The sequence below is a fragment of the Acetobacter papayae genome (assembly GCF_047721125.1).
GTDB classification, from domain to species: domain Bacteria; phylum Pseudomonadota; class Alphaproteobacteria; order Acetobacterales; family Acetobacteraceae; genus Acetobacter; species Acetobacter papayae.
This window is the reverse complement of the sequence record NZ_JBDNWF010000007.1, coordinates 1-17,220: the sequence shown is the minus strand read 5'-3', so window position 1 is coordinate 17,220 and position 17,220 is coordinate 1. Positions and strand designations below refer to the sequence as shown.

General features: G+C 63.4%; 20 protein-coding genes. 14 read left to right on the top strand and 6 right to left on the bottom strand.

Annotation, left to right across the window (positions count from 1 at the left end; genetic code table 11):
- Positions 1-108: 108 nt before the first annotated feature.
- Positions 109-621, bottom strand: coding sequence for an aminoacyl-tRNA deacylase (locus ABF757_RS03850; protein WP_415481049.1), 513 nt, complete (start codon positions 619-621; stop codon positions 109-111).
- 5 nt (positions 622-626) lie between these two features.
- Positions 627-1,733: an S-methyl-5-thioribose-1-phosphate isomerase gene (gene mtnA / locus ABF757_RS03845; protein WP_415480996.1), complete on the bottom strand. Its 1,107-nt coding sequence runs from the start codon at positions 1,731-1,733 to the stop codon at positions 627-629.
- 326 nt (positions 1,734-2,059) lie between these two features.
- On the opposite strand from mtnA, the gene ABF757_RS03840 reads away from it, so the two are divergent.
- Complete coding sequence (locus ABF757_RS03840; RefSeq protein ID WP_415480995.1) at positions 2,060-2,737, top strand: histone; 678 nt, start codon at positions 2,060-2,062, stop codon at positions 2,735-2,737.
- A gap of 93 nt (positions 2,738-2,830) precedes the next feature.
- Here the strand turns inward: ABF757_RS03840 and ABF757_RS03835 are convergent, their stop codons facing one another.
- From ABF757_RS03835 to ABF757_RS03825, 3 genes are all read right to left on the bottom strand, one after another.
- The gene (locus ABF757_RS03835; protein WP_415480994.1) at positions 2,831-3,898 is read right to left on the bottom strand and encodes an asparaginase; all 1,068 of its coding nucleotides are present in this window, start codon (positions 3,896-3,898) and stop codon (positions 2,831-2,833) included.
- 76 nt (positions 3,899-3,974) lie between these two features.
- The gene (locus ABF757_RS03830) at positions 3,975-4,634 is read right to left on the bottom strand and encodes a hypothetical protein (protein WP_415480993.1); all 660 of its coding nucleotides are present in this window, start codon (positions 4,632-4,634) and stop codon (positions 3,975-3,977) included.
- Entirely contained in the window at positions 4,635-5,312 is a 678-nt protein-coding gene (locus ABF757_RS03825; RefSeq protein ID WP_415480992.1) for a transcriptional repressor, read from the bottom strand.
- A gap of 148 nt (positions 5,313-5,460) precedes the next feature.
- On the opposite strand from ABF757_RS03825, the gene ABF757_RS03820 reads away from it, so the two are divergent.
- From ABF757_RS03820 to metF, 5 genes are all read left to right on the top strand, one after another.
- Positions 5,461-6,444 carry a metal ABC transporter solute-binding protein, Zn/Mn family gene (locus ABF757_RS03820; protein WP_415480991.1) on the top strand — a complete coding sequence of 328 codons (984 nt, stop codon included), beginning with the start codon at positions 5,461-5,463 and terminating at the stop codon, positions 6,442-6,444.
- Complete coding sequence (locus ABF757_RS03815) at positions 6,441-7,265, top strand: metal ABC transporter ATP-binding protein (RefSeq protein WP_415480990.1); 825 nt, start codon at positions 6,441-6,443, stop codon at positions 7,263-7,265. Before ABF757_RS03820 ends, ABF757_RS03815 begins: the two co-directional genes overlap by 4 nt.
- A complete protein-coding gene (locus ABF757_RS03810; RefSeq protein ID WP_415480989.1) occupies positions 7,265-8,083 on the top strand; it encodes a metal ABC transporter permease in 819 nt (272 codons plus the stop codon). Before ABF757_RS03815 ends, ABF757_RS03810 begins: the two co-directional genes overlap by 1 nt.
- Positions 8,084-8,215: 132 nt before the next feature.
- Positions 8,216-9,133 carry an ArsR/SmtB family transcription factor gene (locus tag ABF757_RS03805; RefSeq protein WP_415480988.1) on the top strand — a complete coding sequence of 306 codons (918 nt, stop codon included), beginning with the start codon at positions 8,216-8,218 and terminating at the stop codon, positions 9,131-9,133.
- Between the two features lie 35 nt (positions 9,134-9,168).
- Complete coding sequence (metF, locus tag ABF757_RS03800; protein ID WP_415480987.1) at positions 9,169-10,137, top strand: methylenetetrahydrofolate reductase [NAD(P)H]; 969 nt, start codon at positions 9,169-9,171, stop codon at positions 10,135-10,137.
- A gap of 99 nt (positions 10,138-10,236) precedes the next feature.
- On the opposite strand, the gene ABF757_RS03795 is transcribed toward metF, so the two are convergent.
- A complete protein-coding gene (locus tag ABF757_RS03795) occupies positions 10,237-10,539 on the bottom strand; it encodes a putative quinol monooxygenase (RefSeq protein ID WP_415480986.1) in 303 nt (100 codons plus the stop codon).
- A 124-nt stretch (positions 10,540-10,663) separates the two neighbouring features.
- Between ABF757_RS03795 and rfaD the strand changes: the two genes are divergently transcribed.
- The 8 genes from rfaD to mdtN all read left to right on the top strand — a co-directional run bounded on the left by rfaD (position 10,664) and on the right by mdtN (position 17,193).
- Entirely contained in the window at positions 10,664-11,644 is a 981-nt protein-coding gene (gene rfaD / locus ABF757_RS03790; RefSeq protein WP_025861637.1) for an ADP-glyceromanno-heptose 6-epimerase, read from the top strand.
- A 118-nt stretch (positions 11,645-11,762) separates the two neighbouring features.
- Positions 11,763-12,629, top strand: a complete 867-nt coding sequence (lgt, locus tag ABF757_RS03785) for a prolipoprotein diacylglyceryl transferase (RefSeq protein WP_415480985.1) — start codon at positions 11,763-11,765, stop codon at positions 12,627-12,629.
- A gap of 9 nt (positions 12,630-12,638) precedes the next feature.
- Positions 12,639-13,673: a class I SAM-dependent methyltransferase gene (locus ABF757_RS03780; RefSeq protein WP_415480984.1), complete on the top strand. Its 1,035-nt coding sequence runs from the start codon at positions 12,639-12,641 to the stop codon at positions 13,671-13,673.
- Entirely contained in the window at positions 13,670-14,467 is a 798-nt protein-coding gene (pgeF, locus tag ABF757_RS03775; protein ID WP_415480983.1) for a peptidoglycan editing factor PgeF, read from the top strand. The genes ABF757_RS03780 and pgeF overlap by 4 nt, the downstream gene beginning before the upstream one ends.
- Position 14,468: 1 nt before the next feature.
- On the top strand, positions 14,469-15,389 hold the full coding sequence (locus tag ABF757_RS03770; RefSeq protein WP_415480982.1) for a hypothetical protein: 921 nt from the start codon (positions 14,469-14,471) through the stop codon (positions 15,387-15,389).
- A gap of 169 nt (positions 15,390-15,558) precedes the next feature.
- On the top strand, positions 15,559-15,855 hold the full coding sequence (locus tag ABF757_RS03765; protein WP_415480981.1) for a hypothetical protein: 297 nt from the start codon (positions 15,559-15,561) through the stop codon (positions 15,853-15,855).
- A 73-nt stretch (positions 15,856-15,928) separates the two neighbouring features.
- Positions 15,929-16,141 (top strand): YtcA family lipoprotein, encoded by a 213-nt coding sequence (locus tag ABF757_RS03760; RefSeq protein WP_035371501.1) that lies wholly within the window; start codon positions 15,929-15,931, stop codon positions 16,139-16,141.
- Positions 16,142-16,143: 2 nt separating this feature from the next.
- Positions 16,144-17,193, top strand: coding sequence for a multidrug transporter subunit MdtN (gene mdtN, locus ABF757_RS03755; protein WP_415481048.1), 1,050 nt, complete (start codon positions 16,144-16,146; stop codon positions 17,191-17,193).
- The last annotated feature ends 27 nt before the right edge of the window (positions 17,194-17,220 follow it).

Below are 17,220 nucleotides of genomic sequence, written 5' to 3'. Positions count from 1 at the left end.
TGCTCGGTGCGGCTGCCCCGCAGGGCGGGAGCGGAAGCGGCGCACCCTCCCGTAACCCTGCCACCATGGAACATCCGCCCCGGCCTGTCCATTGAACACCAGCGCGCCTCAGCCCGGCGGCGTGCTGATTTCCGCCAGAACACCCTGCACGCAGCGCAGTGCATCCTCGGGGGCGAGTTCCACCACCAGTCCGCGCCCGCCACCATTGATATACAGCCTGTCCAACCCGGACAGGCTGGAATCAAACACCACAGGCAGGGTGGCATGCCCACCAAAAGGGCTGATCCCGCCCACCTGAAAACCGGTCAGAGCTTCTGCCCGGTCTGGCGGCAGCATGCGGGCCTTCTTGCCCCCGAACAGGGCGGCCAGCCGGTTCAGGTCCACGCGGTGGTGCACCGGAATAGCCGCGCAGACGACCTGTTTTTTATCGATCTCGGCCAGCAGGGTTTTGAACACATGCCCCTGCTCCATGCCGATACCCGCCGCCGCATGCAGCCCGACCTTACCCGGTTCGGAAACATACTCGTAATCATGCATGACATAAGCAATGCCATGCGCGCTCAAAAACCGGGTGGATGGCGTATCAAAACGTTCAGACACTGCCTCACCCTGCGTTTGCATATCGTTCAAACAGCCTGCTCCTGCTGGCCGAATTCAGGAAAGAGCGAAAGCAGGCCCGCCTGTGTTGCGGGGCAGCAGCCCTTTTCCGTAATCAGCCCTGTTACCAGCCGTGCGGGTGTGACATCAAAAGCCGGATTGGCGGCACCACTCCCATCGGGTGTGATCTGCACGCGGGTGATGTTACCCGCCTCGTCCCGTCCGCCAACATGCGTCACTTCCGAAGCCGCACGCTCCTCGATGGGAATTTCCCTGATACCATCTGCAACCGTCCAGTCTATGGTGGTGGAAGGCAGCGCCACCCAGAACGGCACATCATTATCCCGCGCGGCAAGCGCCTTGAGATATGTGCCAATTTTATTGGCCACATCGCCAGAACGGGTCACGCGGTCGGTGCCGACAATAACAATATCCACCTGCCCGTGCTGCATCAGATGCCCGCCCGCGTTATCCGCGATTACGGTATGCGGTACACCATGGCTGCCCAGTTCCCATGCTGTCAGGGCAGCACCCTGATTGCGCGGGCGGGTTTCATCAACCCAGACATGCACATCCAGCCCTTCGTCATGCGCCATGTAAATCGGTGCGAGTGCCGTACCCCAGTCCACCGTGGCAATCCACCCGGCATTGCAATGCGTGAGAATATTGACGCGACGGCCACCGGCCCCGAGCGCGCGCAGCAGTTCCAGACCATGGCGGCCGATGGCCTCGTTCTGGGCGGCGTCTTCATCGCAGATCAGCCCGGCCTCAGCATAGGCAGCGGCCACGCGCTCGGCAGGGGCGAGCGGGCGCAGGCGTGTCAGCATTCTTTCAATGGCCCAGCGCAGGTTTATTGCCGTGGGCCGCGTGGCCGCCAGCATGGCCGCCATCTGCTCCAGCGTCGTGTCATCCGCGCCCGACCGCAGCGCCAGCGCCAGCCCGTACGCCGCCACAGCCCCGATCAGCGGCGCACCACGCACCTGCATGGTGCGAATGGCGTGGGCCACCTCATCAGGTGTGACGAGCGTGAGAATATCCAGCGCGAACGGCAGACGGGTCTGGTCGAAAATATGAATGCTCCAGCCGTCTTTTTCATCGACCCAGACACTGCGGTAAGGGGTGCCATTGATTTTCATGGAATTACTCTCAAGCCCCGAAGGCAAAACATGAAGAAAACGGAAGCCCCGATCATAAAGCCACAAGCCATTGCGGGCAACACTCCGCCCTAACAAGAACAGTCAGTGAACAGATAACGGCAGCCCCATAGTGCAGGCTGATATTTATTCATGCCTTCTGTACAGTATTTTTTGCATTTTCGGTGGTTTTTGTTATGTAGAGCGGGAACAGCCCAAACATCTGTCGCGGCATGTCCTCGCGGGTAAGGGGTAAGGTTTTTTCTTTATCAGAAAACACATGACATGTTCTTGAATAATCAAAACCATGCCTTCAAGGAAGATTAACAATGAGTGAAACCCGCAAGCGCCGCACGACAAAAACCGCAGCCCCCGAAACCGCGCCGGCACCCGCTCCCAAAAAACGCGCGCCCCGCGCAAAAGCGATCGCAACGGAAAGCGTAGCCGCTCCGGCTGAGCCCACCACCACCCGCAAGACCCGCACGGCAAAAGCCGTGAAGGCCGCACCGGCTGCACGCACCGCCAAAGCAGCAGCACCCAAGGCCGCCGCTCCGAAGGCTGAACGCAAGACCGCCACCAAGGCAACGGCCAAGACTTCCGCCAAGGCCGAAACCAAGACCCGGGCAAAAACCACCACCCGCACCGCAACAGTGCAGAAAGCAGCAGCCCAGCCTGCCGCCCCGGCCAAGAGCACCCGCAAGGCCGCCGCAAAAGCCCCGACAAAAGCTGCTGCTGCTCCCAAGGCCGCAACACGCGCCAGCGCAAAGCCTGCCAAAGCCGCTGCGGCAAAGCCCGCGCCCAAGGCTACCGCCAGCGCACGCCGTGCAGCGGAAACCGCTACGGCCAACAACGCGATTTCCGCCGTTGAAAAACTGCGCATTGTGCAGGAACGCCGCCGCAGCAAGCGTTATGAGCGTCTGGCAGCCGAAGCTGCTGAACAGGCAGCCCCGACCCGTGGCAAGCGTAAAGCCGCCCCGGCAAAGCGCGCCCGCGCAACCAAGGGCTGAGCCATAAAAAAACAAACGGTCGGCAGGGCGTTTTTCCCTGCCGACCGCTTTACTCTACCGGCCCCTGCCTGCCGGGTTTTATTCTGCCCGGTTTTAACAGGCAGTTTCAGGCAGACAGTCGCCCGCCAGTTCAGAGGCGGCACGCAATTCGCCCACGGGCTGACCATTCCAGTTAAATACTGTGCGCCGCATGTAATGATGCAGCACCGGGCTGTCCTCTTTCCCAAAACGGGCGATCAGTGCAGCGGCGGCAGTCTCTGCCGCGCGCACGCCGCCATCACGACATTTGATGGCAATGCCCAGCCCCTGCGCGGGCAGGGCCACAACCATGACCCCTTCAGCCCCCATTTTGGTCAGCACACGCGGGGCAAGCGCTTCCATGACTCTGGTATCGAACTGGCCACTCCCCGCGATCATGAAAGGGTTAGCCGCAATAGCCGCGCGCAACCGTTCAGCCGCCGCTGCACGCGCCGCCCCCAGCCCCTGCCCGCTGGCAAACCGCGCAAACGCCCGCGCAAGTGCCTCCAGCGGCACAGCCCATGTAGGAATGGCACAGCCATCCGTGCCCTGATTATCGCGCGTATGGGCAATGCCGGTTACATCCGCCAGCGTTCGCGCCACAGTTTGCATGACCGGGTGCTCCACCCCCACATACCCAGCCGGGTCATGCCCTCCGGCACAGGACAGACAAACAAACCCCGCATGCTTGCCCGAGCAGCAGTTATGCAACGCTTGGGCAGGCTGGCCACCGGCTGCCAGAGCACGCGCCGCCGTGCTATCCAGCGGCCAGTGAACCCCACATTCCAGCGCGCCATCATCATACCCCGCGCGCGCCAGCATATCGGTGGCCACCGCCACATGCTCCGGCTCGCCCTGATGCGAAGCACAGGCTAACGCCAGAGCGGCATCCGACAAGGCAAAACGATCCGCCGCCCCTTCCGTCAGCAACGGTAGGGCCTGCAACGCCTTGACAGTAGAGCGGGGAAAAATAGCCGTTGCGACATCACCTGCGGCAAAAACCGTTCGCCCCTGCGCGTCCACCACCGCAACAGCCCCATAATGTCGGGATTCCACCCGGCCGCCGCGCGTGGTTTCCGCCAGCAGGACATCCCCCGCAAGCACGTCTGACGGGCGGGCAGAAAAGGAGGTATTCTGATTCACGGATAAGGCTCCATCGGCTGTCAGGGACACTTGATGCCGGGCAGCATAAGGCCGCGCGACAATCCGGCAAGAACCCCTAAACGCCACTCAGCCAGTAACAGGGGGCCGAAAACGCTGCCGTGTGGTCTGGGTCGCTCTCCAGCATCTCGGCCACCATGGCCCGGCGCAGGCGCAGCACCACGCCCGGCCCGGCATCCTGCTCCTCGGTCCCGGTTTCGCTCAGCCAGGCGAGCCATGGCACCACGCCTGCGCGCTCAGTCAGCATAAGCGGAGCGCGGCGGCTCAGCGGTAGCCCCTGCTCCAGCAGGCGCGCGGCCCTGATCTGTGTTGCCACCAGATACAGGCACCCATCCTCACCACTGCGCCCGCCGAGCGATGCCACGGCAACCGGGCTCAGGCGCACTTCTTCAGGCAAAAAAACCGTGCGCGGCAAAGGTGGCAACGGCAGGGAGAACAGATCGGCCTGCCCCCCGCCTGCTGCCGGCACGCCGGAAACCGGAGCCCCCGTGCGCGCATGCGATAGCCCCGCTACAACCCTGCCTGCTACTATACAATCCAGACTTTCCGGCCCGGTGCCTCCCTGTCCGGCACACGCTCCGGTTCCCGGCCTACGGCTACGCCCCTGCCCCCCTCCGACGGCGCGCCTGCGCACACGCTCGGGACCTTGTGGCAGCCCTACCCGGTCAAAACCGGCAAAACCCGGCTGCTCAGGAATGAAACCCGGTTTTCTGGCCATTCATCGTTCCGTTCCGGCCTCCTGCTGCCCGGTGCAGGTGACGCATAGCCCTTCCACCTCGACCGAGGCACTTTGCATGGTAAAGGCCTTTTCGCGGCATACCGTGCGCAACATGTCCAGAATACGCGGCGTATCGGCAATTTCCGTCACCCCGCCACAAGCACGGCAGATCAGAAACTGGGCGGCATGCACACCACAGGCCCCATGCTCATGCCCGCAGGCCGAAACGGCATGACCAGACTGCGCAGAGGAAGCCGCAGACACCCCAGAGGGATCAGCCTCGTCCTCATGGGACAGATGGGTGCATGGCACAAAGGCGGAAAGCCGCTCGATCCGGTGGATCAGGCCATGTTCCAGCAGGAAGTCCAGCGCCCTGTACACTGTAGGCGGCGCGGGCCTGCGATCGGAAACCCGGAGCTGTTCGAGCAGATCATACGCACCCACCGGGGCATCGGCCTGCAGGATCAGGCCCAGCACATCGCGGCGCTGCGCGGTCATGCGCCCCCCCTGCCGGGAGCAGAGCGTTGCCGCACAGTCCAGCAGCCCACGCGTATGCTCCGAAAAACCGTACGGGTCGGCAGCCTGCACCACAGAATCGTGCCCGACCTGTACGGGCGCATTGTCGGTGGCAGCCGATGTCTGGTTACGCGAGCGGGCTGGGTGCGGGATGCGGGGCATGTTCATCTTCCGTTCTCTTTACTTGGTAGCCTAATCGAGCTTCCAGCGGAAGACCATACATCAACATGCCAGAGGGAGGTGACGAAAGGACGGAACGGATGTAATAATATTACATTCTTTTGAGGGAACCAGCACAAGACATGCCCACATGACACGCCGGCAGGGTAAACACACACACCTGCACCCCCTCCGGTGCCCTGCAAACCGCCACCCTACCCGCCTGCTGCGCACAGGCCTGCTATGGGTGCTGCTGCTGGCTCCCACCCTTGCCGTACCCGGCAGGGCAGAGACCCGCGCCACCCTGAACATAGTAGCGGTGGAAAACACATGGGGAGATCTGGCCGCGCAGATTGCCGGGCCAGACATGACCGTTACCTCCCTGCTGGCCTCCCCCACGGTGGACCCGCATCTCTACGCCCCCAGCACGGACGATGCCCGCCATCTGGCCGATGCCACGCTGGTTGTCATGAACGGCGCGGGATACGACACATGGGCTGGCAAACTGGCCGATGCCGCCCGCCTGCCCGCGGAGCGAATCATACGTGCCGATTCGTGGCCCGGCTGGCACACGGGCGGCAATCCGCATCTGTGGTTCAACACCCGCGCTGTGGCAGATGTCGTTACCCGCCTGCAGGCCGCCTGCGCACAGGTCGACCCCGCCCATGCCAGCGCCTATGCCCAGCGCGGCCGCGCGGTGCTGGACGCCATCGCCCGTGTTGATGCGCTGCTGGCCACAATACGCACCCATGTCGCAGGGCGCGCGGTTGCGGCAACAGAGCCATTATTCGACCCGCTGGCCGAACAGATGGGGCTGGACATGAAAGAGCAGGACTTCCAGACCGCCATCATGAACGGCGTGGAACCCGCCCCGGCCGATATCGCCCAGTTTGAAAACGACCTGACCGCGCATAAACTGCACCTGCTGGCCTATAATGAGCAGATGATAGAAGTAGCCGTTGTGCCGCTACTGGAACTGGCCGACAGCTCAGGCATACCCTCCCTGCCGCTGACGGAAACCCTGCCCGCAACTCTGCCTTTTGCGCCAGTGGGTACCGCCCCCGCCCCTCACTGGCAGGACTGGATCAGCGCCATTGCCCGGCAGACGGAGCACCTGCTGGACAGCGCGCCATGACGCACCCGGCCATGAACCCTGCCCCCATTCTTGAAGCACGGGAGCTGAGTATTGTCCGCGATGGGCGACGGGTGCTGGATTCCGTAAACTTCAGTATCCCGAACGGCGGCTTCGTCGCGGTGCTGGGAGGCAACGGTGCTGGCAAAACCACACTGTTCCGCGCCATTCTGGGGTTGGATAGCGCATCGCATGGCAACCTGCATGTAGCAGGGCAGCCCGCCCGACCGGGGCAGGCCGCCATTGGCTACATGCCGCAGTCACGGCAGATGGTGGCGGGGCAGATCAGTGGCTGGCACATGGTCGCCTCGGCTCTGCGCGGCCAGCGCTGGGGGTTGCCATGGCATACACCCCAAGCCCGTGCGCAGGTCGATGCCGCACTGGCAGCGGTAGATGCACAGGAACTGGCAACCCGCCCGGTGGCCAGCCTTTCCGGTGGGGAGCGCCAGCGCCTGCTGCTGGCACAATCGCTGCTCGATTCCCCGCGCCTGCTGCTGCTTGATGAGCCTCTGGCCAGTCTCGACCCCGCCCGCATGCGCCAGACAGCCCGCCGTATCCATGATCTGGCCCGCCAGCGCGGGCTGACGGTGCTGATTTCCACCCATGACATCAACCCGCTCGAAGGGTTTATGGACAGTGTGCTGTATCTTGCTCACGGCAAGGCCCTGCTGGGCACTGTGGATGAAGTCATGACCACACCGGCCCTGAGTGCGCTCTATGGTGCGCCGGTCGAGGTCGTGCGCGCGCAGGGCCGCCTGTTTGTGGTGGCCGAAGGCGGGGGCGACACCCTGCATGCCTGCGACTGCACAGGACACACCCACTGATGCTTGCTTATGAATTCATGCGCACGGCCTTTATGGCGGCTTTTCTGGTCTCGCTCGTCTGCGGGCCTGTGGGGTGGTTTCTGGTGCTGCGCGGCCAGAGCTTTGCCAGCCATGCGCTGGCTCATGTCGGATTTGCCGGAGCCGCAGCCGCCCTGCTGGCGGGCCTGCCTGCGCTAGCGGGCTTTGGCAGTGGCGCTGTGCTGGGCGGCGTGGCCATGGGGCTTGCCGGGCAGCGCGCATTAGGCCGCGATGTGGTGATTGGCCTTGTGCTGTCGCTCGCACTCGGCGTGGGGGCGCTATGCCTGCATTTTCTGACCCGTTCCGCAGGGGCCGCCACATCGCTCCTGTTTGGCGATATTCTGGGTATCAGCCCCGGCACCCTGTGGGGGCTGGGAGGGTTGAGCCTGTTCTGCCTGTCTGGTCTGGCCATACTCGCACGCCCGCTGCTGTTTGCCTCATTACAGCCTGATGTGGCAGAGGCCCGCGGCGTGCCACTGCGCCTACTGGATGTGCTGTTCCTCTCCCTTGTTGCGCTGGCCACGGCTGAATGTGCCCAGATAACCGGGGTGCTGCTTGTATTTACCCTGATGATTGCCCCCGCTGCTGCCGCCCTGCGGCTGGGCTTTGGCCCCATGACGGGCATGGCCACCGCCACCGTGTTGGCTCTGGCCGAAGCCTGGGCCGGGCTGGCCTTGTCCTGGCAAACAGGTTGGCCTGCGGTCTTCTGGATTGCAGCTCTCGGATGCGTGGCCTTTGCGGCATCCTGCGGCCTGTCACGCCTGTTTGCGGGCAAGAGCACGGCACTCCGCACCCCCTGACCTTCATACAGATTCAACTCTCTCTGGCCCCTTATCCCTGCTCCCCGCAGGGATAGGAAGTGCAGTCCTGCGTCATTTTGATCACTACAGCAGTTATTGTGTATATAATGATATTGTTATATAGATTTTTTTATGCCCTCACCCCTCGTCATTTTTCAGGCACTGGCTGACCAGACACGCCTGCGCATTCTGGCTCTGCTGCGGGATATGGAATTATCCGTGGGGGAACTGGCTCAGGTGCTGGGGCAAAGCCAGCCCGGTGTTTCCCGGCATGTCAAAATTCTGGTGCAAGCCGGGCTGATCACACGGCGCAAGGAAGGCAACTGGGTTTTTCTGGCACTGGATAACCCCGAAAAAACCGCTCCGCTCTACGCCATGATAGACCAGTGGCCCGCAGACCCGGAACTGGCGGCGGATGCACAGCGCCTTGGCAGCGTACGCGCCGCCCGTACCGCCGAAGCGGAAGACTATTTCGAGGCGCATGCCGCCCAGTGGGATGCAATACGCTCGCTGCATGTGGCGGAACAGGATGTGGAAAACGCAATCCGCCGCCTTATCGGCCCGCAGGCCGTGGCACATCTGGTCGATATCGGCACGGGAACCGGGCGTATGCTCGAACTACTGGCCCCACAGGCTGACACCCTGACAGGGTTTGACCGCAGCCCGGCCATGCTCCGTGTCGCACGCGCCAAGCTGACCGCTGCCGGGCTGGACCGCGCGGCCCTGCGGCAAGGCGACCTGTATGCCCTACCTCTGCCCGCAGGCACTGCGGATCTGGCCATCATGCATCAGGTGCTGCATGCGGTACAGCACCCCGCAGCCGCCATTACTGAGGCAGTACGTATTCTGGCCCCCGGCGGGCGCCTGCTGATTGTGGATTTTGCCCCCCATGCGCGTGAAACCCTGCGCGATGCCCACGCCCATGTGCATCCCGGTTTCAGCGATACCCAGATCCGTGGCTGGTTCCATGATGCCGGGCTGGCCTGCGCGCAGACCATCCGGCTGGAAGGCCCCCTGACTGTCCGGCTCTGGCTGGGCCGCCGTCCCTGACAAAAACGATTTTCATCAACGGAGCCAGAACCACCATGCCGTTCCTGCCGGGTCGCGGACTTTCCGCCGAACTGCGTAACCTTGGCCCCCTCAGCCCTGACCTGTCCACAGGTGGGCCGGATGGGGCGGTTGCGGTCTCTTTCGAGTTTTTCCCGCCCAAAACCGATAAAATGGCCGCAGCCCTGCACCAGACCGCGCAGGAACTTGCCCCACTTGGCCCTCGCTTTGTCTCCGTCACATACGGGGCGGGAGGGTCAACCCGTGAACGCACACTGGCGGCCACGGCCGTTCTCGCGCATGAGGCCGGTGCGCCTGTAGCCGGGCACCTGACCTGCGTAAACGCCACCCGCGCACAGGTGGATGACGTGGCCCGCACCTACTGGGCGCAGGGTGTGCGCCATATCGTAGCCCTGCGCGGCGACCCACCGGCCCAGAACGGTCAGGCGGCCCCCGGTGCCGGCTTTACCCCCACACCCGGCGGGTATGAAAGCGCCGCAGCCCTTGTCCGGGGCTTGCGCCAGATCGCCCCTTTCGAAATTTCGGTCGCGGCCTATCCCGAAACCCACCCCGAAGCAACCAGCGCGCAGGCGGATCTGGACAACCTGAAAGCCAAGCTGGATGCTGGGGCCACACGCGCCATCACGCAGTTCTTTTTTGAAGCGGGAACATTCCTGCGCTTTCGCGACAGGGCGGTAGCGGCCGGCATTACGGCGGACATCGTGCCCGGCATCCTGCCCGTGGCCAATATCGCGCAGGCCTATACGTTCGCCACCCAGTGCGGCGCCCATATTCCGCTCTGGATGCGGCGCATGTTCGATGGGCTGGATGCCCACCCCGAAACCCGCGCGCTGGTTACAACCGCTGTGGCGGGTGAGCTATGCCGCCAGCTACGGGCGGAAGGGGTGAACCATTTCCATTTCTATACGCTGAACAAATCCGCCCCCAGCGCCGCCCTGTGCCGCCTGCTGGGCAGGCACCCCAGCCTTGAAAGCATGCCCGCCTGAAAAACCGGACGGCGGACGCAGGCCTGACAGCCCAATAATGGGGCAGGCCATGCGCGCACGCCGCCTGATACTGCCCCCTGCGCGCCGCCCTGAAAAACCTTATGCGCCGGGCAGCGGGCGCAGGGTGTGCACTTCCAGCGGCGCGGCCAGCTTGCCTTCAAGGCGGGCAGCCATAGCTTTGAAATGCGGTGTTTCCATATGGTCGGCCAGAGCCTGCGGGCTGGCCCATTTTTCGGTAAAGACGAAGGTCTGCGGGTCTTCCAGATCCTGATGGGGAATGTACTGGCTGTTGGTCGCCTCCGCGCGGGAAGGAACCACGCAGTCGCTCATGGCCTGCGCCACTTCGGCCTCATACCCCGGCTTGACCTTGACAATAGCCACGACTGTAATGACATCGCTCATGAAAATTCATCTCCTCAGGGATTGATACCAGCTATACTAGGCAAGCCTGTCTGCTGTGGCTACACGCCAGCGGGCGGATTTGCCGTCTTGGAGCCTGTATGGTCTGCCTTTATAGTATGCTTCCATGATCATCATTACGGGTGGGGCCGGGTTCATCGGCTCATGCCTGCAGGCGGCCCTGGTCGCACGCGGGCACGAAACGGTTATTGTCGACTGGTTGGGGACAGAAGGAAAATGGCGCAATATCGCGGGGCATGCGCCAACGCGGCTGATTACCCCGGACGAGCTGCCCGCCTTTCTTGAAACCGAAAGCCGGGTGGAAGCCATCTTCCACATGGGGGCGATCAGCGAGACCACCGCACGCGATGGTGATGCGGTATGGCGCACCAATGTAGAGCTGTCGCGCATGCTGTGGCGCTGGTGCACGCAGGCCCGGGTGCGCTTTTTTTACGCCTCTTCCGCCGCCACCTATGGCGGGGTTGATACGCCCGAACATTTTTCCGACGACCCGCAACGGCTTGACCAGCTTGAACCGCTCAACCTCTATGGCTGGTCCAAGCATGTTTTTGACCAGCAGGTGCTCCGCGCGGTGGAACGGGGCGAGCCCACCCCGCCACAATGGGCCGGGCTAAAGTTCTTCAACGTCTACGGCCCCAACGAATACCACAAGGGCCGCATGATTTCGGTCGTGAAGGTCAAATACGACGAGCTGCGCGCAGGCAACCCCATGCGGCTGTTCCGCTCCAGCAGGGCGGATCTGGACCACGGCATGCAGGCGCGCGACTTCATCTGGGTGGGGGATACCGTCAAAATCATGCTGTGGCTGTATGACACGCCCTCGGTCAACGGGCTGTTCAACTGCGGCACGGGACAGGCCCGCACCTATCTGGACATGGCCCATGCGGTGTGTGACGCAGCGGGCATGGAGCGGGATATTACCTTTGTGGATATGCCCGACAGCCTGAAAGGCCAGTACCAGTCCTATACGCAGGCAGACCTGACCCGCCTGCGGGCCGCTGGCTATACCGAGGCGTTTACCCCGCTCGAAGAGGGTATCCGCCACTATATACAGGACTATCTGGCCACGCCGCAGCCCTATCTCTGATACACAGGGCCCGACACTTCGGGCCTTGCCTGTTTACCGTAACCAGTTCACTGGCCTGCCCGCCGGGCCTGCCATTTTCCCCGGCCTTGCCAGGCCATTCAGCAATCGGATCGCTTGCATGTTGCCTGTTCTGATGTTCCCGCAGTTTGACCCCGTTCTGGTGCATTTCGGGCCGCTGGCCGTGCGCTGGTACGCCCTGTCCTATATTCTGGGCATCATACTCGGCATTACAATGCTGCGCCGTCTGGTGCTGCTGGCCCCACGCGCGGCCACCACTGAACAGGCTGATGATTTTCTAACATGGGTAACGCTGGGCGTGCTGCTTGGCGGGCGGCTGGGCTATATCCTGTTCTACCAACCCTCGTATTATCTCAGACACCCTCTGGCCATGCTCGAAGTCTGGCATGGCGGTATGTCCTTCCATGGGGGGGCAATCGGGGTGGTGGCGGCCATGGCGCTGTTTACATGGCGCTACAAGCTCAATTTTCTGGCTTTTGCCGACAGGGTGACCGTGGCCGTACCCATCGGGCTGGGGCTTGGGCGCGTGGCCAATTTCATCAATGGTGAACTCTGGGGCCGTGAAGCCCCGGCAAACCTACCCTGGGCCATGATCTTTCCCGATGGCGGCCCAATCCCCCGCCACCCGTCCCAGCTTTATGAAGCGCTGACGGAAGGGCTGCTGCTTTTCACGGTGCTGTTCATCGTATCGCGCCAGCGCAGTATCCGCGCCCGGCCGGGCTTTCTGGCGGGTCTGTTCCTCGCCGGCTATGCCTGCGCACGGTCGTTTTGCGAATTCTTCCGCGAACCTGATGCATTTTTGGGGTATCTGGCGGGGGGTATAACCATGGGGCAGCTTCTGTGCATTCCTATGCTGGCGCTGGGCATCTGCCTGATGGTCTATGCCCGCCGCCACCCGGCCTATGCGGGCCTGCCCGCGAGCGGCCCGCAGGCCCCCACCAACATCACCCCTCCGGCGGATCACTAGAACCGGGTCATGACCATGCGCGCGCCCCCTCCTCATGCCGAACGGCTTGACCACTTCATGGCGCGCGCCAACACCCGGTATTACGCAAACACCCCCCTGCTATCGGACTTCATTACCGCACCCGAAATCAGTCAGGTTTTCGGCGAGCTGCTAGGCGCATGGGCCGCCATGGTCTGGCAGGGCATGGGCAGCCCGGCCTCCTTTATTCTGGCTGAAGCCGGGCCGGGGCGCGGCACGCTCATGGCTGACGCCCTACGCCTGATTACCCGCGCCTGCCCGGCCATGGCGCAGGCCGTGCAGGTGCATCTGGTCGAAACATCGCCCCTCATGCGGGCCGAACAGGCCAAAGCCCTGCGCGCCAGCCTGACCACGCCGCCACACTGGCATGACCGGCTAGAAACCCTGCCCGATGGCCCGCTCATCCTGCTGGCCAACGAGTTTCTGGACGCCCTGCCCATTCGCCAGTTCGTGCACACACCCGACGGCTGGAACGAGCGTTATGTGGCCGACGAGCGCTTTTACCTAGCACCCTGCCCAGCCCCCGTACTGCCCGATGCCCGCCCGCTTGAACCCGACACCCTTGTAGAACTGTGCGAACCCGCACTGGCCATTGCCGCATGGCTGGGCCAGCGCCTTGCCCGCGCACCGGGTGCGGCCCTGTTCATTGATTACGGGCACGCCTCAACCCTAACCGGGGATTCGCTTCAGGCCCTGCGCCATGCGCGCCCCGCCGCCCCGCTTGAAGCCGCAGGACAGGCCGACCTGACCGCCCATGTGGATTTTACCGCCTTTGGTGCGGCTGCCCGGCAGGCCGGGGCCTGCGTGTACGGCACGCTTACCCAAGGCGCTTTCCTGCGCAGGCTGGGGCTGATGGAACGCACGGCGCAACTGGCCGCAGCCGCCCCCGAGCAGGCACAAGCCCTGTTAAGTGGGGCGGAGCGGCTGGCCGCGCCGGAAAAAATGGGACACCTGTTCCGGGTCATGGCACTGCTATCCCCCGGCCTGCCCGCCCCACCGGGTTTTGAAGAAGGATTACCGACATGACATCCGGCGTGGACACTCCCCGGCTTTCTCCGCTCACCAGCCCGCTGCTCGGACAGGCACGGCACGGCTTCTTCACACGTGAGGGCGGTGTATCCACCGGGCCTTACGCCAGCCTGAACTGCTCCATGCGCTCGGGCGACACGCCTGAAAACCTGATGGAGAACCGCCGCCGGGTCGCCGGGCATTTTGGCGTGGCCCCTGACAGCCTTCTGGGGGTAACGCAGGTGCACGGGCGCGAGGTTGTAAACGCACAGACTGCATGGCTGCCGGGCAGCGGTGCACAGGCCGATGCGCTGGTAACAAACCAGCCAGACCTTGCCATAAGCGTCATTACAGCGGATTGCGCGCCGGTTCTGTTCAGCACCACTGATGGCACGATTGTGGGGGCTGCCCATGCGGGCTGGCGCGGTGCGCTGGCTGGCGTGCTGGAAGCCACATTGGCGGCCATGCTCCATCTGGGGGCCGAGGCCCACGCCATTCACGCCGTGGTGGGGCCGTGCATCGCACAGGAAAGCTACGAAACGGCGGAAGACATGCACACCGCCATTCTGACAGGCGACAGGCAGGCCGCGACCTTCTTTGCCCCCGGCCACCGGGCGGGCCATTACCAGTTCGATCTGGCAGGCTGGTGCGTGTTCCGCCTCCAGCGCGCAGGGATTGGGCGGGCGGTTACGCTGGGCATGGATACCCTGCCCGACACCCAGCGGTTTTTCAGCCATCGCCGCCGCACACTGGCCGGGGGTGGCCCCATCGGCCACCAGATTTCAGCCATTGCCCCGCGGCGGGCGGGCTGACATGGTCCAGCCCCGTCCAGTTCGCACGCTCTCGCACACAGCCCATCCGCTGCTGCTGGCCCTGCTGATGCTGGGGGGCTGCATGAACACGCCCCACACCCCGCCACACCCGGCGGCCCCGGCGCGGCTCGACATTCCCGCTCCCACCACGGTGGGGCTGGCCCCTGCCTCGGCGCAGCTCTGGGCGGCGGATATGGCGCAGGCCCTGCAAGGGCAGAGCGTTGCGGCCTCCGCCCGGTCTGCAACAGCCGGTGCATGGTGGCTCCGGCTCCAGACACGGCAGGCGGGCGGGCAGGTCATTCCCGTCTATACCATCATGACCCCGACCAGCACCCTGCGTGCAGCACAGGATGGCGCGGGCATTGCCCAGACCCTCTGGCAGCCCGATGGTGGCGGCACCGTCAGCCCCGCCATATTGTCCGGCATGGCACAGGATGCGGCCCCCCGTATCGCCAGCCTGCTGACGGGTATTCAGGCCGCGGCCATGGAGCAAGACCCCAACAGCCTGAAGCACCGCCCCGCACGGGTTTTCTTCAGCGGGGTTACAGGTGCCCCCGGTAAGGGGAACACAGCTCTGGCCAGCGCTTTCCGCGCGGCTTTCCCCGATACCCACGATACGCTGACCCACCACCGCGCGCAGGCGGACTACACCCTGAACTGCACAGTGCGCGTAAGCGATGCCCCGCCTGATAGCGATGGGCAGGCACGCCAGCATCTGGACATCATCTGGACGCTGCATGACGCAGCCGGGCAGGAAGCAGGCGGCATCACGCAGTTGCACGATATCCACGCCCATGCGCTCGATGGCGACTGGGGCGAAACCGCGCCCAACACCGCCCATGAGGCCGCCGCCGCCGCACGACAGATTATCGACCGGTATTCAGGCCGCACCAACACCCCGCTGCCACCCCCTGCGCCCTGACTTACACATCACCTCAGACCACTCGGTAAGGGCGGGGCAGCCCCCCGCCCGACAATGGTGGAAATTACTGGAATGCCGCGTTATTATTGCGCAAGGTAAGCCTTTATTAATCCAGTGTGTGAAAATATTGCCTCACTCAAAACCGGCCCGCCCCTGAGGAGAGACGATCATGCACAGAACAGCCCGTGTCATGGGAAAAGGCAAAATCATTCTTCCCACGGTCTTTCTGTTTCTCTCCATCCTGTCCGCAGACTCCGCGCTGGCCGCCACAAAAGAAGAACAGACCAAAGCCTGTAAAAAAGACGCCATGCGCCTGTGCACGCTCTATATTCCCAACGAGCGCAAGATAACCGCCTGCATGGAAAAGAAATTTGACCAGCTTTCTCCGGGCTGTCAGGCCATGTTTACACCTGATCCGGACCGGAAGCCTAAACCTAGCAAAAAACCGAAAAAGCAGGCGGGATAAAATCATTAAAGCCATACAAGCATTTTTCCGCCCGGCGGCCCTGCTGCCCCTGCTCAGCCTGCTGGGTGGGTGCATGAGCCGGGAAGCGCCCTCGTTCCCGATTGTGGGAGCCTATTTTCCTGCATGGATGGTCTGCTCGCTCTTCGGTATCGCCACGGCAATCGGGCTGCGCACAGCCTTTATTTTCACAGACCTTGATAGGCTCTTAAGCCTGCGGCTGTTTACCTATGTATCACTGGGGGTGCTGGCCGCTCTGGCGCTCTGGGTCGGGGTTTTTGGGCCATGAGCATGAAACAGGTTTCCATGACCGCCAGAAAACGCGGCGGTATTGTCATCGCGCTGCTGTGCATCATCGCCGCTACACTGGCCAGCCTGTATGTTGCCCGCCGCAACAGTGCCTATCCCTCCAGCGACAGCGGCTCGCTGGATGCCGAGGTGGTGCATGTTGCCTCCGTAGTGGGTGGGCGGCTGATCGAACTGGGCGTGCATGAAAACCAGCATGTCCACAAAGGCCAGCCGCTCTATGTGATCGACCCCGAGCCGTATGAGCTGACCGTCAAGCAGGCGGAGGCCAATGTCGCCCTTGCCACTGCCGAACTGGCCAACCAGAAGCGCCTGCTGGCGGTACGGATGGCGCAGGCCGCCACGGCACGCGCGCAGGTTAGCAAGGCCCAGAGCAACCGTGATCTGGCTGATCGTACCGCGGCACGACTGGCCCCTCTGGCCGCGCAGTCTTTCATTCCCTGGCAGCAATATGATCAGGCCCGCGTTGTGCAGAGCGATGCGGGGCTTTCCGTAACACAGGCACAGCAGCAATCCTCGGCGGCGGATGTCGCCGTTGGCGATCTGGCCAGTGCCGAAGCCGCTCTGGCGGCCAGTCAGGCCGTGCTGGCCCGTGCCCGGTATGAACTGCGCCAGACGCGCGTGCAGGCCCCGGCTGATGGCTATATTACCAGCCTGCGGGTAAAAACCGGCGAAATCCTCATGCCCTCGCAGGTTCTGTTCACGCTCATCAGTGATGATGCGTGGTACGCCGTGGCCAACCTGCGCGAAACCAGACTGAGCGCCGTCAGCCCCGGACAGTGCGTTACGGTCTATTCCATGATCGACCGCAAAACCCCGATTGAAGGCAAAGTGGCCAGTATCGGCTGGGGTGTCATGTCTACCGATTCCAGTGGCATGGGCCGCACCCTGCCGCTGGTTCTGCGCGAAATGGACTGGGTACATGTGGCGCAGCGCTTTCCCGTGCGTATTCGCCTGATTGCTCCCCCTACCCTGCTCATGCGCATGGGCGCTACCGCCACGGTCGAGATCCGCCATGGCGCCGCCTGTCCCTGACATGACCGACGCCCCCCTGACCCCGGC

What these genes read in the sequence shown, in the direction of transcription:
- ABF757_RS03850 (WP_415481049.1), bottom strand. Translation starts at nt 621, where the DNA reads ATGCAAACGCAGGGTGAGGCAGTGTCTGAACGTTTTGATACGCCATCC.
- mtnA (WP_415480996.1), bottom strand. Translation starts at nt 1,733, where the DNA reads ATGAAAATCAATGGCACCCCTTACCGCAGTGTCTGGGTCGATGAAAAA.
- ABF757_RS03840 (WP_415480995.1), top strand. Translation starts at nt 2,060, where the DNA reads ATGAGTGAAACCCGCAAGCGCCGCACGACAAAAACCGCAGCCCCCGAA.
- ABF757_RS03830 (WP_415480993.1), bottom strand. Translation starts at nt 4,634, where the DNA reads ATGGCCAGAAAACCGGGTTTCATTCCTGAGCAGCCGGGTTTTGCCGGT.
- ABF757_RS03825 (WP_415480992.1), bottom strand. Translation starts at nt 5,312, where the DNA reads ATGCCCCGCATCCCGCACCCAGCCCGCTCGCGTAACCAGACATCGGCT.
- ABF757_RS03820 (WP_415480991.1), top strand. Translation starts at nt 5,461, where the DNA reads ATGACACGCCGGCAGGGTAAACACACACACCTGCACCCCCTCCGGTGC.
- ABF757_RS03815 (WP_415480990.1), top strand. Translation starts at nt 6,441, where the DNA reads ATGACGCACCCGGCCATGAACCCTGCCCCCATTCTTGAAGCACGGGAG.
- ABF757_RS03810 (WP_415480989.1), top strand. Translation starts at nt 7,265, where the DNA reads ATGCTTGCTTATGAATTCATGCGCACGGCCTTTATGGCGGCTTTTCTG.
- ABF757_RS03805 (WP_415480988.1), top strand. Translation starts at nt 8,216, where the DNA reads ATGCCCTCACCCCTCGTCATTTTTCAGGCACTGGCTGACCAGACACGC.
- metF (WP_415480987.1), top strand. Translation starts at nt 9,169, where the DNA reads ATGCCGTTCCTGCCGGGTCGCGGACTTTCCGCCGAACTGCGTAACCTT.
- ABF757_RS03795 (WP_415480986.1), bottom strand. Translation starts at nt 10,539, where the DNA reads ATGAGCGATGTCATTACAGTCGTGGCTATTGTCAAGGTCAAGCCGGGG.
- rfaD (WP_025861637.1), top strand. Translation starts at nt 10,664, where the DNA reads ATGATCATCATTACGGGTGGGGCCGGGTTCATCGGCTCATGCCTGCAG.
- lgt (WP_415480985.1), top strand. Translation starts at nt 11,763, where the DNA reads ATGTTGCCTGTTCTGATGTTCCCGCAGTTTGACCCCGTTCTGGTGCAT.
- ABF757_RS03780 (WP_415480984.1), top strand. Translation starts at nt 12,639, where the DNA reads ATGACCATGCGCGCGCCCCCTCCTCATGCCGAACGGCTTGACCACTTC.
- pgeF (WP_415480983.1), top strand. Translation starts at nt 13,670, where the DNA reads ATGACATCCGGCGTGGACACTCCCCGGCTTTCTCCGCTCACCAGCCCG.
- ABF757_RS03770 (WP_415480982.1), top strand. Translation starts at nt 14,469, where the DNA reads ATGGTCCAGCCCCGTCCAGTTCGCACGCTCTCGCACACAGCCCATCCG.
- ABF757_RS03765 (WP_415480981.1), top strand. Translation starts at nt 15,559, where the DNA reads ATGCACAGAACAGCCCGTGTCATGGGAAAAGGCAAAATCATTCTTCCC.
- ABF757_RS03760 (WP_035371501.1), top strand. Translation starts at nt 15,929, where the DNA reads ATGAGCCGGGAAGCGCCCTCGTTCCCGATTGTGGGAGCCTATTTTCCT.
- mdtN (WP_415481048.1), top strand. Translation starts at nt 16,144, where the DNA reads ATGAAACAGGTTTCCATGACCGCCAGAAAACGCGGCGGTATTGTCATC.